13 protein-coding genes are annotated in these 14,704 nt (G+C 60.2%); 5 read left to right on the top strand and 8 right to left on the bottom strand.

All coding sequences use genetic code 11. The features are described from left to right. Positions 1–104 precede the first annotated feature (104 nt). On the bottom strand, positions 105–764 hold the full coding sequence (locus AB7M29_RS23245) for a methyltransferase family protein (RefSeq protein WP_217858473.1): 660 nt from the start codon (positions 762–764) through the stop codon (positions 105–107). A gap of 178 nt (positions 765–942) precedes the next feature. Between AB7M29_RS23245 and AB7M29_RS23240 the strand changes: the two genes are divergently transcribed. Then, on the top strand, positions 943–1,875 hold the full coding sequence (locus AB7M29_RS23240) for a pyridoxal-phosphate dependent enzyme (protein ID WP_052966856.1): 933 nt from the start codon (positions 943–945) through the stop codon (positions 1,873–1,875). A gap of 69 nt (positions 1,876–1,944) precedes the next feature. Here AB7M29_RS23240 and AB7M29_RS23235 read toward each other — a convergent pair whose 3' ends face one another. The 5 genes from AB7M29_RS23235 to AB7M29_RS23215 all read right to left on the bottom strand — a co-directional run bounded on the left by AB7M29_RS23235 (position 1,945) and on the right by AB7M29_RS23215 (position 8,060). After that, complete coding sequence (locus tag AB7M29_RS23235) at positions 1,945–2,241, bottom strand: DUF2388 domain-containing protein (protein ID WP_008012177.1); 297 nt, start codon at positions 2,239–2,241, stop codon at positions 1,945–1,947. 291 nt (positions 2,242–2,532) lie between these two features. Continuing rightward, complete coding sequence (locus AB7M29_RS23230; protein WP_454248073.1) at positions 2,533–2,886, bottom strand: SLOG family protein; 354 nt, start codon at positions 2,884–2,886, stop codon at positions 2,533–2,535. Then, positions 2,874–4,529, bottom strand: coding sequence for a Na/Pi cotransporter family protein (locus tag AB7M29_RS23225; protein WP_454248072.1), 1,656 nt, complete (start codon positions 4,527–4,529; stop codon positions 2,874–2,876). The genes AB7M29_RS23230 and AB7M29_RS23225 overlap by 13 nt, the downstream gene beginning before the upstream one ends. A 223-nt stretch (positions 4,530–4,752) precedes the next feature. Further along, positions 4,753–7,473: a magnesium-translocating P-type ATPase gene (mgtA, locus tag AB7M29_RS23220; protein WP_454248071.1), complete on the bottom strand. Its 2,721-nt coding sequence runs from the start codon at positions 7,471–7,473 to the stop codon at positions 4,753–4,755. A gap of 293 nt (positions 7,474–7,766) precedes the next feature. Next, positions 7,767–8,060 carry a hypothetical protein gene (locus AB7M29_RS23215; RefSeq protein ID WP_217858477.1) on the bottom strand — a complete coding sequence of 98 codons (294 nt, stop codon included), beginning with the start codon at positions 8,058–8,060 and terminating at the stop codon, positions 7,767–7,769. Positions 8,061–8,514: 454 nt separating this feature from the next. Here AB7M29_RS23215 and AB7M29_RS23210 point away from each other — a divergent pair, with 454 nt between their 5' ends. Both AB7M29_RS23210 and AB7M29_RS23205 read left to right on the top strand, forming a co-directional pair. After that, the gene (locus AB7M29_RS23210; protein ID WP_454248070.1) at positions 8,515–9,624 is read left to right on the top strand and encodes an NAD(P)/FAD-dependent oxidoreductase; all 1,110 of its coding nucleotides are present in this window, start codon (positions 8,515–8,517) and stop codon (positions 9,622–9,624) included. A 242-nt stretch (positions 9,625–9,866) separates the two neighbouring features. Next, positions 9,867–10,373, top strand: coding sequence for a DinB family protein (locus tag AB7M29_RS23205; RefSeq protein ID WP_052966857.1), 507 nt, complete (start codon positions 9,867–9,869; stop codon positions 10,371–10,373). 146 nt (positions 10,374–10,519) lie between these two features. Here AB7M29_RS23205 and AB7M29_RS23200 read toward each other — a convergent pair whose 3' ends face one another. Both AB7M29_RS23200 and AB7M29_RS23195 read right to left on the bottom strand, forming a co-directional pair. Next, entirely contained in the window at positions 10,520–11,914 is a 1,395-nt protein-coding gene (locus AB7M29_RS23200; RefSeq protein WP_454248069.1) for a sensor histidine kinase, read from the bottom strand. Then, complete coding sequence (locus AB7M29_RS23195; protein WP_052966859.1) at positions 11,892–12,575, bottom strand: response regulator transcription factor; 684 nt, start codon at positions 12,573–12,575, stop codon at positions 11,892–11,894. The genes AB7M29_RS23200 and AB7M29_RS23195 overlap by 23 nt, the downstream gene beginning before the upstream one ends. Positions 12,576–12,845: 270 nt before the next feature. Here AB7M29_RS23195 and AB7M29_RS23190 point away from each other — a divergent pair, with 270 nt between their 5' ends. Then, positions 12,846–13,796, top strand: coding sequence for a hypothetical protein (locus AB7M29_RS23190; protein WP_454248068.1), 951 nt, complete (start codon positions 12,846–12,848; stop codon positions 13,794–13,796). Between the two features lie 232 nt (positions 13,797–14,028). Then, positions 14,029–14,568, top strand: coding sequence for a hypothetical protein (locus AB7M29_RS23185; RefSeq protein WP_454248067.1), 540 nt, complete (start codon positions 14,029–14,031; stop codon positions 14,566–14,568). Positions 14,569–14,704 lie beyond the last annotated feature (136 nt).

The following is a 14,704-nucleotide window of genomic DNA, read 5'->3' as shown; positions in this document are numbered from 1 at the left end:
TGGGAGCGGGCTTGCTCGCGAAGGCGGTTCATCATTCAACATTGATGTCGACTGATACACCGCTTTCGCGAGCAAGCCCGCTCCCACAGTAGATTGTGATGGGTTCAGTAGATTCCGGGAATCAATCGCCAGCTTCGGGCGCAATAAGCCTCATATTCACTGCCAAACTGCGTGCGTAACAGCGCTTCTTCGGAGCGAATGCGGGCAATCAGCGGGATCAACGTCAGTGCCACCAGCAGCAACCCGACCCCGGAACGAAAGGCCAGCGCCCAGCCCACGCCATTGATCAGCAGCCCCAGATAGCTGGGGTGGCGCAAGGTCCGATAAATCCCGTCGGTGACCAGGCGATGCCCCGGTTGAATCGCCACCAGTCCGCTGAAGCGTTTGCCCAGTACAAACACCGGCCACATCCGCAGCGCGCCGCCGCCGATGAACAACAGCACGCCGAGCCAACGCACGCCCTCACCACCGAAGGTCCAGAAATCGATCCGGTCGGTGTAGGCCGGCAGATACCCACTCAGCAATCCCAGTACCCCAAAAACTGGCAACACCCAGCGATTGGCCCTGTCTTCACGTTCGCCGGAGCTCAGGTTGCCTTCGCTGAACAAAGACACGACCGCCATCACCAGGGTTGCCAACGCAATGACCGCCAACGGCGGGCGGGAGAAAAAAGCCGCCAACCCGCCCATGCCGAACACCGCGAGCGCGAGGTAGGCAAGGGTGCTGACGAGGGTGAAAAAGGCGAGTTTGGGCGAGATGTTCATGACTGACTTCGCAAAGGACGTAAAACCAGTGTAGGAGCTGCCGCGGGGCATCGTGTCATGGCCAGAACGGTAGCCGCGGGGCTGGGTGAACTAAGCTTTGGATAAGGATGATTTCTATCTATTCACTCCCTGCTCGCTGAACATCTCGACGAGCCGGGAGCGTCACCAGGAGCACACGATGCTTCACATCAGAACGCCCCTGATTCTGCACCCGGGCCTGTCGACACCGGCCCGGCGAATCTGGCTCAAGCTGGAAAACCTGCAACCCAGCGGCTCGTTCAAACTTCGCGGCATGGGCCTGCTGTGCAGCCAGGCAGCGGAGCAAGGCAAGCGCAAAGTGGTTTGTCCTTCCGGGGGGAACGCCGGGTTGGCCACCGCCGTCGCCGCCGCCAGCCTTGGGCTGAAAGCCTGCATCGTGGTGCCGAAAACCACCCCGGAAACCACCCGCGCCAGGATCAGGAAAACCGGTGCCGAGGTGATCGTCCATGGCAAGGTCTGGGACGAAGCCAATCAACGGGCGAAAGAACTCGCAAAGGGCGCGGACACTGAATACGTGCCAGCCTTCGATCATCCGGTGCTGTGGGAAGGGCACAGCACGATGGTCGATGAAATCCTCGAGGACTGTCCTCAGGTCGATGTGTTGGTGACGTCGGTGGGCGGCGGCGGTTTGCTGGCGGGCCTGCTCACTGGTCTGATCCGTCATCAGCGCATGGATTGTCGAATCGTTGCTTGCGAAACCCAGGGCGCAGCGTCTTTCGCGGCCGCCGTGAGTGCAGGTCACCCGGTCAGATTGCCGCGCATCGATACCGTCGCTACGTCACTCGGGGCGGCGCAAGTGGCGGCCTGGCCGGTGCAGCACATCCTCGACTTTGCCCACGAATGCGTGGTGCTCAGCGATGATGAGGCGATCATGGGCGTGGTGCGTTACGCCAACGACCTGCGTCAGTTGGTCGAGCCGGCGTGCGGCGTTTCATTGGCGGTGGCGTACCTGGACCATCCCGCGATTGCCGAGGCCCATGATGTGGTGATTGTGGTGTGTGGCGGCGTCAGCATCAGCGCACAGTTAGTGGCCGGCTGGGCGCGCCTGTCCGCTGGGGCGCAAGCAACCTAGGGCCCGAACACTATCCAGTGTTGCGAGCCCCACGGCTGACTTTTACAGGTTTTAGCGACCGATTGGACCTTATTGAGCGAGGATCGCTTTGGCCAGGTCCTCGTCGCTTGCCTTGAGGTCGGGATGATTTTGTCGAATCTCCTTCAACACCGACTCCAGGTAAACGCCGCGAATCGTACCGCCACTCGCCACGAAGCTAGAGGCGTCATCCCGTGCGGGAATCACGATTTTGTCATCTTTGAACGTCGAGTACAGCGATGCGGAGACCCCAGCCGAAGTGGCGACATCTTTTGCATCTACATCGGCCATGGCCGAACCAACGGGCAAACAAAGCACTAGTGAAGATATGAGCAATAGACGGCGCATGACGGCGTCCTCCGAAAGCGTAAAGGAAGTAACACATAATTTAGGATGCCTGACAGCGCCCAGGAGTTCCCTGCCGATTCGATATATGCACAGGCGCCCTGTAGCAGCTGCCGAGCCTGCGAGGCTGTGTTCGGCTGCGCAGCAGTCGTAAAATCAGAGATTGCGGTGTATCAGGCAGACCGCGTTAGCCGGATTCACGACTGCTTCGCAGCCGAACGCAGCCTCGCAGGCTCGACAGCTGCTACAGCGGGTGCGTTGCGGTTGAAGTTGCTTGATTGATCGGCATCAGGATCAGCCCCGATCTCCGACCGATAAGGTTTGCAAACCGGTCGCCCGGGCTTGGGCGACCAGTTCTTCGGTGTCTTCGCCGCCGGGCAGTGCGATCACTACGTCCGGTCGGCTGTCGAGCAGCATGAAGTGGTTGCGCAGGCGTTCGGCTGACTTGCCGTGCCGCTGCCAATTGGGTGGGTAGCGCACGATGTCGGCGCCTTGTTCCCGGGCCCACTCTTCTATTTCGCCGCCCAGAAAGCGGTTACCGCCATGAATCAGCACGTGCACCGGGTGCATGCGCTGGAAGGCGTCAAGTACTCGTCGGCACAGACGTTTATCGGCGTAATGACGCCCGGCACAAATCAGCAGGCGCATGACGGGTTCTCCTTCACCAGATCGATGTTCTCAATCGTTCGCTCACCCGCGCGTTCGAGCAGCGGATATGCCAGCGCGGCGATGTGGTGATGCACACGCCGGTAATCACGCAGGACCCGCTGGAAAATATCGCCGGATTCCGCCCAGGTATTTTTGTCTTCCTGCAACTGGCGAAAGTGCTCGCGGCTGGCTTCTGCTTCGAGTCTTCTGACAGTCTCTTTGCGTTGGATCAATTGGTGCGCGGTGGCGATGTCTTCGCGCAGGAACACGGTGATCGCCAGGCTCAAACTGTCCAGCACGGCGTCGTGCAGCGGGGCGATGTTGCCCAGTTCGAAGGGCGAGAACTGTTCACCCCGGCGCAAGCGGCGCATGGCCAACTGCGCGAGGCTGCTGGAAAGAATGTCCGCGGCATGTTCGAGGTTGATCACGAAGGTAAGGATTTCCTGGGAGCGATCGGCATCGCTGTCGCTGATGCCTTCCTTGCCAATGTCGGCCAGATAAGCCCGAATCGCCGCGCTGAGCAGGTCCAGGGATTGATCGATTCGCCGCACTTCATCGGCGCAGGCCAGTTGCGATGTGTGGAACAGCTGGAGCATCCGGCCGAGCATGGCCGAGAGCATGTCAGCCATGCGCAAGGCTTCGCGGGCGGCATTCGACAAGCCGATGTTCGCCACTTCCAGACCGGCCTCATCCAGGTAGTGCGGCATGCCAGGGTCGACATCCCGCTCAGGCGCTGGCAGCAAGCGGGTGAGGGCATTGGCGAGCACGTCGGTCAAGCCGATGAACGCCAATCCCAGCAGCAGATTGAAACCGGTGTGCAGGCACACCACCAGCGTCGAAGGCGCGAGCGGCGCCTGAGCGAGCAACCCGGCAAACGGCAAGACCACCAGGGCACCGACCGCCCGCACCAGCAGATTGCCCAGCGGCAGGCGTCGGCCGATGCTCGAACCGGCATTGATGACCGAAGGCAGCGCACCGCCAATGTTCACCCCCAGTACCAGCGCGACAATCGTGCTGGCCGAGAGCATGCCGGTCGCGGCCAACGAGACGATCAGCAGCACCACAGCCACGCTGGAGTGGCAGAGCCAAGTGAGGATCAGCGCCACCAGCAACGCAATCAGCAGGTCGCCATCGAGGCTCTGCATGATGAGCTGGAAGATTGGCGTGCCTTCGACTTCCGCCAGCGTCGAACCGAGCATGTGCAGGGCCAGCAGCATCAGCCCCAGGCCGATCAGCGCGCAGCCGACGCTTTCGTAGCGCGAGTCATCACGCAGCCGAAAGACGATCAGGCCCGCCAGCAGAACGATCGGTGTGAGCATCGACACATCGGCGCTGAGCAGTTGCACCACCAGGGTCGAACCGATGTTGGCGCCGAGCATCACCGCCAGTGCCGGCGCCAGTGCCAGCGTCCCGGCAGCGGTGAATGAAGTCGCCATCAGGCTGACGGCGGTGCTGCTTTGCAGGACGCCGGTGATACCTACGCCGGACAACAAAGCCATCCAGCGGTTATTCAGGTTGTGGCCCAGCCATTGACGCAATGGCGTGCCGAAGCCGCGCAACAACGCCGAAGAAATCATGTGAGTGCCCCACAGCAACAGGGCGATGGCGCCTGCGAGGTTGATCAGTAGAGTAGTTCCCGACATGAGGACTCTCCCTTTTTACGTACTGCACTTATTGACGGCCCGAGAGCCGGAGGGATGGTGCGGTAAACACGAAACCTGTGGGAGCGGGCTTGCTCGCGAAAGCGGTGTGTCAGGCGCCATCGATGCCGACTGACACTCCCTCTTCGCGAGCAAGCCCGCTCCCACAGGGATTGCGGTGTTCAAGTCATTTGGGTTTGCTCCCTCGCTTCGGGGGCTTACACCATCAGAACCATTGCTTGAAGCGACGGATGTAGAGGGTCTTCATGACCTGCGCGAACACGCAGTAGCTGAGCAACGTGCCGACCAGCCATGGAAAGTACGCCCACGGCAGCGGTTGCAGACCGACCAGCGTGCCCAGTGGCGAGAACGGAATGTAGATGCCCAGCACCATCACCAGCCCGGTCATCAGGATCACCGGCAACGCCGCAGTACTCTGGAAGAACGGGATTTTCTGGGTGCGCAGCATGTGCACCACGAGGGTCTGGGACAGCAGCCCTTCAATGAACCAGCCAGACTGGAACAAGCCCTGCATTTCCACGCTGTTGGCGGCGAACACGTACCACATCAGGGCGAAGGTGGTGATGTCGAAGACCGATGAGGTCGGCCCGATCCACAGCATGAAACGGCCGATGTTCTTCGCATCCCACTTGCGTGGCTTGCGCAGGAATTCCTTGTCCATTTTGTCCCACGGCAGCGCCAGCTGAGAGATGTCGTACATGAGGTTTTGCAGCAGCAAGTGGATCGACAGCATCGGCAGGAACGGAATGAACGCGCTGGCCACCAGCACCGAGAACACGTTGCCGAAGTTGGAACTGGCGGTCATGTTCAGGTACTTCATGATATTGCCGAAGGTTTCGCGGCCCTTGAGCACGCCTTCTTCGAGCACCATCAGGCTCTTTTCCAAGAGGATGATGTCGGCCGATTCCTTGGCGATGTCGGTGCCGCTGTCCACCGAAATACCGACGTCGGCATCGCGCAGGGCAGGGGCGTCGTTGATGCCGTCACCAAGGAAGCCCACGGTGTGACCGTTGGCCTGCAACGCCTTGAGTACCCGGGATTTCTGCAGTGGCGTCAGCTTGGCGAACACCGTGCGTTCCTCGACTCGCACCTTGAGGGTGGCGTCGTCCATTTTCTCGATGTCTTGGCCGAGCAGCGGCGTGCCGGGTTCCAGGCCGACTTCGCGGCAGATCTTGCAGGTCACCACGGCGTTGTCGCCGGTCAGCACCTTGACGGTCACGCCCATATCACGCAGCGCGGCAATCGCCGGGCCGGCGGTTTCCTTCGGTGGATCGAGGAAGGTCAGGAAACCGAGAATCACCAGTTCGCGTTCGTCAGTGGTTGCGTACTGGTTTTTCGTCTGTGCCTTCGGGATCTCGCGGGTAGCGACCAACAGCACCCGGAAACCGTCCTGGTTGTACTCGTTGGCCAGGGCCAGCAGCGCCTGGCGACGCTGATCATCCAGTGCCACGACAGTGCCGTTTTCGTGGAGGTGGCTGGCGATGGTCAGCATTTCCTCGACCGCGCCTTTGCACACCATCAGGTGATCATCGCGGCTGTCCTTGACGATGATCGACAGGCGCCGACGCACGAAGTCGAACGGCAGTTCATCGACCTTACTGTAGGCGAACGGCACCCGAAACTTTGGGTTGTTGTTGGCGAACTGCACCACGGCCTGGTCCATCAGATTTTTCAGGCCGCTCTGGTGATGGCTGTTGAGCCAGGCCAGCTCCAGCAGCGAATCGTCGCGTTGGCCATTGATGTCGACGTGGTGCTCAAGAATGATCTTGTCCTGCGTCAGGGTGCCGGTCTTGTCGGTGCACAGCACGTCCATCGAACCGAAGTTCTGAATCGCATTAAGGCGCTTGACCACCACTTTGCGCTTGGCCATGGCCATGGCGCCTTTGGCCAGGTTGGCGCTGACAATCATCGGCAGCATTTCCGGGGTCAGGCCGACCGCCACTGCCAGTGCAAACAGGAACGCATCGCTCCAGTCACCTTTGGAGAAGCCGTTGAGCAGGAACACGATCGGCACCATGACCAGCATGAAACGGATCAGCAACCAGCTGACGCTGTTCACCCCGCGGTCGAACGCGGTTTGCACCCGCGAGCCGACAATGGCTTTGGCCAGTGAGCCGAAGTAGGTGCGCGAACCGGTAGCGACCACCACTGCTTTGGCGGTGCCGCTGACCACGTTGGTGCCCATGAAGCAGATGTTCGGCAGGTCAAGCAGGTTGGACTGATCGGCTGCGCTGCCGGTCGCTGACTTCTGCGCCACGTTCCCCAGCGTGTCGTACTTCTCGACGGGCAAGGCTTCGCCAGTCAGCACGGCCTGACTGATGAACAGGTCGCGGGATTCGATCAGACGGATGTCCGCCGGGATCATGTCGCCAGCGCTGAGTTGCACGATGTCGCCGGCCACCAGTTCGCGCATCGGTACTTCGCGCAGCACTGGCGAGCGGTCCTTTTGCTGGCGACGCAGGACGGTGGCAGTGGTGCGTACCATGGCTTTGAGGGTATCGGCGGACTTGGCCGAGCGGTATTCCTGCCAGAACCGCAGCAGGCTGCTCAGGCTGACCATGGTCGTGATGATAATGACCTTGGTCAGGTCGGCGTCGTCGCTTTCACCCTGGCTGATCGGCAGCCAGTAGTCGGTGAAGAAGCTGATACCGGCCAAGGTCAGCAGTACGTAGATGAAGGGGTTGTTCAGGGCTTTGAGCAGTTGGACGATGGCGTGAGGCGGCTTGTCGTGGGCGACTTCGTTGTGGCCTCCACGCGCCAAACGGCCTTCGGCTTCGAGTTCGGTCAAACCGTCAGCGGTGGCGTTGAGGTTGGTGAGGGTTACGGCCAGGCCGTTTTGCGCTTCCCGGGCGGCACGCATCGACAGCTTGGCGTTGTCGCTGGAGGCGCCCCGGGTGGTTTTCTTTGCGGTTTTTACAAGGGTCATTGCTGTGCTCCTGCCGCAGGCTTGCGGCACGACACACAGGTACTCAGCTAATCAAAGACGAGCGCACGTATGTCGAGCCGCAAATAAGCGATCGAGTCGGATGATTGTGTTTTGAAGTTTTAACGTTCGCTGTCCATCAACTAACACGTGACAGGCAGCGAACCGACTACTGGCTTCGTCCATAACTTAATTCCAATAAAGTTGTTTTTAACAGGCAATAAGAAGTTGTCGGATTTCGTTTTAAGAAAACCGTTCAGGAAGGACTTGAAAGCTCCTTAAAATCAAAAGTGCCTTCAGATCAACTGAAAGTGCGCGCCCAGGCCGAGCATCAGGCTCGCCTGCTGGAAAAGGTGCGCGATGCGCCGACTCGGTGGGTCCAGGCTTTCGTCGAAGCTCCAGCGTTGCTGAAGCCGGCCCGTCGTCGGGCAGACGCGCCAGTTGGCACGAGGTTGTGCCTTGGCGTGGGCAGAAGGGGCGGAAAACGGGGCGCTGGGCCGAGTCGTCAACAGACGCTCACGGCAAAGCTTGACCCGCATGGTCGATGCAAAGGCGCGTACGCCCGGCATTACAGTGGTTTTGAAGTTCATAACATGCCTCTGGGCCGGACTGATTCCGGTGAGGCAAGTTACGGTGGAGCCTCAGGCTCTAGCGCAGCTCACCCGACCGAAAAGTCGAGTCCCGTCATTGTCTGGGTTATGTGCCAGATCCTGCATATCTGCAGTCATCCGACAGCGGCTAGATACTGTGTCCATTGAATTCTTTTGTGAGTTGATAAAAGGCCGTTGTTACCGGCCCGGGCAATTTACTGAGCGAGGCGGGTGAAGTCAATCGTAAAAGTTCACTTAATGGCCGGTTAAACGGGGTTCGGTTACTGAAGTATGCAGTGGTTCAGCTAATTGACAGTTAGTTGTCGTTTTGATGACCGTTGGATGGAACGGACTGTATGTAACCCGTGACGGGATCTTCGTGGTCATGCTGGCGATAATCTCCAGCGTGGTCGATTATCGGGAGCGAGGGCTGGCTTGAATGTGTGGAGGGCAGGTGAGCGTCGATATCGAATGCGTGGTGGTCGGGGCCGGTGTGGTCGGGCTGGCGGTAGCCAGGGCGCTGGCTCGGGCCGGGCGAGAAGTGATTCTGGTCGAGGCGGGCGAGGGGATTGGCGTGGGCATCAGCTCGCGCAACTCGGAAGTGATCCACGCCGGTATCTATTACCCGAGCGGCAGTCTCAAGGCGCAATTGTGCGTGGAGGGCAGGCAACGGCTGTACGCTTTCTGCGATGAGCGCGGCGTTGATTACCGGCGTATCGGCAAGCTGATTGTGGCCACAGATGAACGTCAGCGCCATGCCTTGCAGGCATTGCTGGAGCAGGGCAGGCGCAACGGCGTCGATGATCTGCAATGGCTGAGTACCACGCAGGCGCGGGCGCTTGAACCGGCGTTGTCCTGCGTTGCCGCGCTCTGGTCGCCGTCCACCGGCATCGTCGATTCCCATGCCCTGATGTTGGCGCTTCAGGCAGACGCCGAAGCGTGCGGTACTTCGATAGCCTTTCACACGCCATTGGAATCGGCCCGTAGCACCGGGCACGGTTTCGAGCTGCACATGGGTGGGGCTCAGCCGATGACGTTGAGCTGTCGTCAGTTGATCAACTGCGCCGGATTGTCCGCGCCTGAAGTGGCGAGCCGGATCGAAGGCTTGCCAGCGCAGCACGTTCCCAAGGCCTGGCTGTGCAAGGGCAGCTATTTCAGTTTCAGCGGTCCGGCGCCGTTCCGGCATCTGGTTTACCCGGCACCGGAAAGCGCCGGGCTGGGCGTGCACATGACCCTGGACCTGGGCGGTCAGGCGCGTTTCGGGCCGGATGTCGAATGGGTCGAGCACGTCGATTACCGCGTCGATCCCCGCCGTAGCGAAAGTTTCTATCAGGCGATCCGGCGCTACTGGCCGGCGTTGCCCGATGGCAGCTTGCAACCTGCCTACAGCGGCATTCGACCGAAAATCAGCGGGCCGACCGAACCGGCCAGCGACTTCGTCATCAGCGGCCCGGATGTGCATGGTGTGCCGGGGTTGGTCAACCTGTTCGGCATCGAATCGCCGGGACTGACCAGTTGCCTGGCGCTGGCCGAACGGGTGGAGCAGCGTCTGATCTTGATTTAATTCGCAACGAAATCCTGTGTTCGCTAGAGATTTAATGTGGGAGCGGGCTTGCTCGCGAAGGCGGACTGCCAGTCGATAATGATGTTGCCTGACACACCGCTTTCGCGAGCAAGCCCGCTCCCACATTGCGCCAGTTGCTACACAGGTCGCGTTGCGCGAAGGTGCCGGTTATCAGTGTCTGCGATGCCGTTCACCGCGAGGACTATTCTTGGCAATGCGCCCATCGATATGGGAGACCTCTGATGATCAACGTACGCACTGCCCGCATGCTCGCCGATTACAGGCGATGGGCCGATCAGCGACTCTTCGACAGCCTCATGGCGCTGCCACCGGAAGAGCTCAACCGCAAACGGGTGTCGGTGTTCAACAACATCATCGGCACCTTGAACCACATCTACGTGGTGGACTGCATCTGGCAAGCCCATCTGGAGGGCCGAGGGCACGACTTCAAAACCTCCCATGACCTGCTCCACACCGAACTCCCCGAGCTGCGAATGGCGCAACAGGAGATCGATCAATGGTTCTGTGGATGGACCTCGGCCCAGACCGACGATTCGCTGGATAAACCTATCGAATTCACCTCCGTCTCGGAGGAAAGCGGGGTCATGAGTGCCGGCGCGATGCTGTTACATGTGGTCAACCATGCCAGTTATCACCGAGGCTGGGTGGTCCAGATGTACGTCGAGATTCCGGCCCTGCCGCCGATCACTGATCTGCCGGTGTTTCTGCGCGAGGTTCCGGGGTACTGAATCGAGTTCCCGGCCCAAGCAAATCTAATGTGGGAGCGGGCTTGCTCGCGAATGCGGACTGCCAGTCGACAGTGATGTTGTCTGACACACCGCCTTCGCGAGCAAGCCCGCTCCCACACTGGAGCTTCTTTGTGATGGAGATAGTGTCAGGCCTGGGGAATCAGACTCTGTCGGCAATCAAGCACCAACAGCGCACCACCCAGTTCGCTGTTGCCCACTTCCAGCGTAAACCCATGCAGGCTGACAATCGCCGCGACGATCGACAGGCCCAGCCCGAATCCGCTTTGCGGGTTTCCGCCCTCGGCGCGATAGAAGCGCTGGAACACCGCTTCACGTTCGGCCAGCGCAATGCCGGGGCCGGAGTCGAGTACTTCGATTCGCGTATGCCCAGCGTCATTCAACCCACGTAAAATCACCTTGCCACCCGGCGGTGTGAATTTGATCGAGTTGCTCAGCAAATTCGCCACGGCTTCGAACAGCAGCGCCCGGTCGCCGTTGAGCCGGGGCAGGGACTCGGGCAGTTGCAGTTCAAAAGTCAGTTCGCCTTCTTCCGCCAGCGGCAGATAAAAGTCATGCAACTCTTGCAGCAACGGCACCGGGTCCAGTTGCACGAAACCCGAACGGCGCTGGCGATCCTCCAGCTCGGAAATCCTCAACAAGCCACGAAAACGCGCCATCAAGGTATCCGCCTCGCCGAGCACCGAATCCAGTTGCACGGCCAGCGTCGAACCGTCATCGGCCTGCTGCTGAATCCGGTACAGCTGCGCCCGCAAGCGCGTCAGCGGTGTGCGCAGGTCATGGGCGATGTTGTCGCACACGCCCTTGACCTCGTTCATCAAGCGCTCAATGCGTTCGAGCATGGCGTTGACGATGGCGGCGAGCATGTCCAGCTCGTCACGGCGGTTGGACAGCGGCAGGCGCCGGGTCAGGTCGCCGGCGACGATGGCTTCGGCGCTGGCCTGGATCGCCCGGATCCGCCGCAGCGGTCGCCGTCTCAATAAGTGCCAGCCAGCGATGCCGGGCAGAATGGTCAGCGACACGCCCCACAGCAGCGCGCGCAGGATGATCCGGGTCACGGCAAACAACGAACCGTTGTCCCGCACCAGCACCAGCCAGCGTCCGTCCAGGGTTCGGGTCGCCACGGCGTCGCAACTGTCGGCGGGCAGGGTCGGGTCGTCGGCGTCGACGCAGTCGCTGAGGATGTGAATCTTGCCGTCCAGCGGCAGACCTTGGGGGATCTGGCGCAAGGGGCCGATGAGGTAGCGCTGCTGGTCGTCGAACAAGCCATAGGCATCGATGCCGCGAATGTCGAAGGTCACGCTGGCGGCGAGGGCGTCCTCCAGTTGTTCGCCCTGGAAGCGTGAAAACAGATGCTGACGTTGCATCAACGAATGCTTGGCCAGGGTGTCCAGGTAGCTGGATACCTCGTAGTACATGACGCCCATGAGAATCCCGCTCCAGGCCACGAACAGCGAACTGTAGAGCGCCAGCAAGCGGCTGCTGGAGGAACGCCAGCCTTTAGAGGGGTTCAGCAATGACATAACCCGAGCCTCGCACCGTCCGAATCAGTGGGACTTTGCCTGGCGGATCGATCTTTTTGCGCAGACGACCGATGTGCACGTCGATCAGGTTGGTACCGGGGTCGAAGTGATAACCCCAGACCTCTTCGAAAATCATCATCCGCGACAGAATTTGCCCTGTGTTGCGCATCAGGAATTCCAGCAACTTGTACTCGGTCGGCAACAGCGTCAGCAACTGGCTGTCGCGGCTGGCCTCGTGGCTGATCAGGTTCAGCTCCAGATCGGCCACGCGCAACGTGGTGGCCTGGGCGGTCACGGTGTTCTGCCGGCGCAGCAAGACTTCGACCCGGGCGGCCATTTCATCGGTGGCGAATGGTTTGGTCAGGTAATCGTCGCCGCCGGCGCGTAGACCGCGCACCCGTTCATCGACGTCGGAGAGGGCGCTGATCATTAGGATCGGCGTGGCCACGCCCATGGTGCGCAGGGTGGTGACAATTGCCAGACCATCGAGCTCCGGCAGCATGCGGTCGAGGGTGATCAGGTCGTAGTCGCCGCTGACCGCGCGCTCCAGGCCTTCACGGCCATTGTCGACCCAATCCACGTCGAGGCCGTGGCTACTCAGTTCGGCGACGATTTCCCGGGCGGTCACAGCGTCGTCTTCGATGGTCAAGATGCGGGTCATAGGGCTTGCCTGATTAGGTGTTCAAGACGTTGCGCGGTATTTTGCCAAGAAATGATCGATGGTTTTCTAAATAAAACTTCATGCAGGCACCATTTTGATCAATGCATAAAACCCGCCGATATGGCCGGCTCCTTGCAAACTGCATGACCCTGAGAAGTTCATTGTTTTCAACTATTTGAAATAGAACGATTTATTTAAGTAGTGCGACTGGCACGTTGACTGCAATTGCTCGTTTGACGAGTTGTAACACCTGCCTGGAGCACTACAACAATGAACAGATCCTCTGATGGTTTTTATCCTGTCGCAGATGAGTTCAGCACGCTCTCGGGCGTGTCCTGGGCCGCGATCTTCGCCGGGGCCGCGGCGGCCGCGGCGTTGTCGCTGATCCTCGTGCTGCTTGGTTTTGGCCTGGGTTTTTCGGCGGTTTCGCCGTGGGCCCATGAAGGCGTCAGCGCCAAGGGCCTGGGTATCTCGACGATTGTCTGGCTGGCCTTTACCCAGATCGTGGCGTCCGGGCTCGGCGGCTACATCGCCGGTCGCCTGCGGGTGAGATGGGCTTACATGCACGGCGATGAGGTTTACTTCCGTGACACGGCCCATGGCTTCCTGGCCTGGTGTATTGCGACGCTGGTGACCGCAACCCTGGTGGTCGGCTCGGTCAGCAACATCGTCAGCGGCGGCGTGCAGGCCGGGGCAACGGTCGCCGGCGGTGCCGCCAGCGCCATGACCCAGGCTGCCGGCAGCGCGGTCGGCAATACCGACAGTGACCCGTACGGTTACTTCATCGACAGCCTGTTTCGCGATGATCGGCCCGTCGCCGTCAGCGAAGACGCCGTCAATGGCACCGTTACCCGGATCTTCGCGCGCAGCCTGCGTAACGACGGTCAACTGGCGCCCGAGGATCGGACCTACCTGGCGCAACTGGTCGCCCAGCGGACCAACCTCACTCAAGCGGACGCCGAACGTCGTGTCGACGAAGTCTATGCCCGCACCCAAAAAGCCGTCGCCGACGCCAAACTGGCCGCGCAACAAGCGGCCGACACCGCAGCCAAAGTCGCAGCCTTGACCGCGTTGTGGATGTTCGTCGCGTTGCTGGCCGGTGCATTTTTTGCCAGCCTCGCCGCGATCTTCGGCGGTCGTCGTCGGGATGCCGTGGAGTACCTGGAAACCGATGCCTACGTGACCACCACCACAACCACGACACTGCCACCTATTCGCTAACCCAGGAGAACTATCATGCGCTCTATATTGCTGTTCTTTCTCGGCGTACCGATCCCGATCATCATTCTGATTGCCTTGCTCACGTGACCCCTTTGAGGCATTTGCCTGCGCCGCTTCTATCCAAGGTAGAAGCGGCGTTTTGCTTTTCGGGTGCCTAAGCAGCGAGAATCGCCTCAGTGGGAGCACAACCGCTCCCACTTTTGATTTTGTGTTGCCTGACAGGAGAAATACCTTGGACAAAAAGGAAAGCAAACGGCAACTGGTGGCGATGCTCGAAAGCGGGCGTTCGAAGACCGAAATTTTCAAGACGCTGTCCGGCGGGGAGGTCAAGGATCGCGTGTTGGCGTACTGGATCGGTGCCTATGCGGACCCCGCACTCTGTCAGCGGCACTCCGGCAAGATTAAGACTTTACTTGCCCTGACGATTGCTCAAGCGTTGCTCGGTGCAGTCTTCGGTTACTTCCTGGGCTCGATGATCGGGCCAGGTGCCGCCGTGTTTTTTACGCTGTTTGCCGCAGGGGTGCCGCTGTTGTTCGCCTGGGGCTTTTACAGGAACGTCGCGCAGGCTTATACGATTTACGTGATTCTGTCCCTGAGCCAGTTTCCCCGAATGTTCCAGGGGTTTGAAGAGGATCCGCTGCTGACGCTCGTTGGTGCCGGGATCACTCTGGGCATGGTGTTTTTCGTCGCTTACCTCAAAACGCTGTTGTTCCCGGATCTGGGCTTCCTGGGCTCGAAGAAGGTCAAAGGGCACTACGTGTTTTCAAGCTGACGATCGGTGCCGAGCGCGGAAGAAATGGAATGCTTGAGGACGCCTTCGCGGGCAAGTCGGATCGCCGCACCGCTCGCTACAGGTCATGCGCCGATCATGTGGGCGCTGACGATCGTTCCCACGCAGAGCGTGGGAA

The sequence above is a fragment of the Pseudomonas sp. F-14 TE3623 genome (assembly GCF_053629015.1).
The sequence above is the reverse complement of the archived record's forward strand: the minus strand, read 5'-3'. Positions and strand labels throughout refer to the sequence as shown.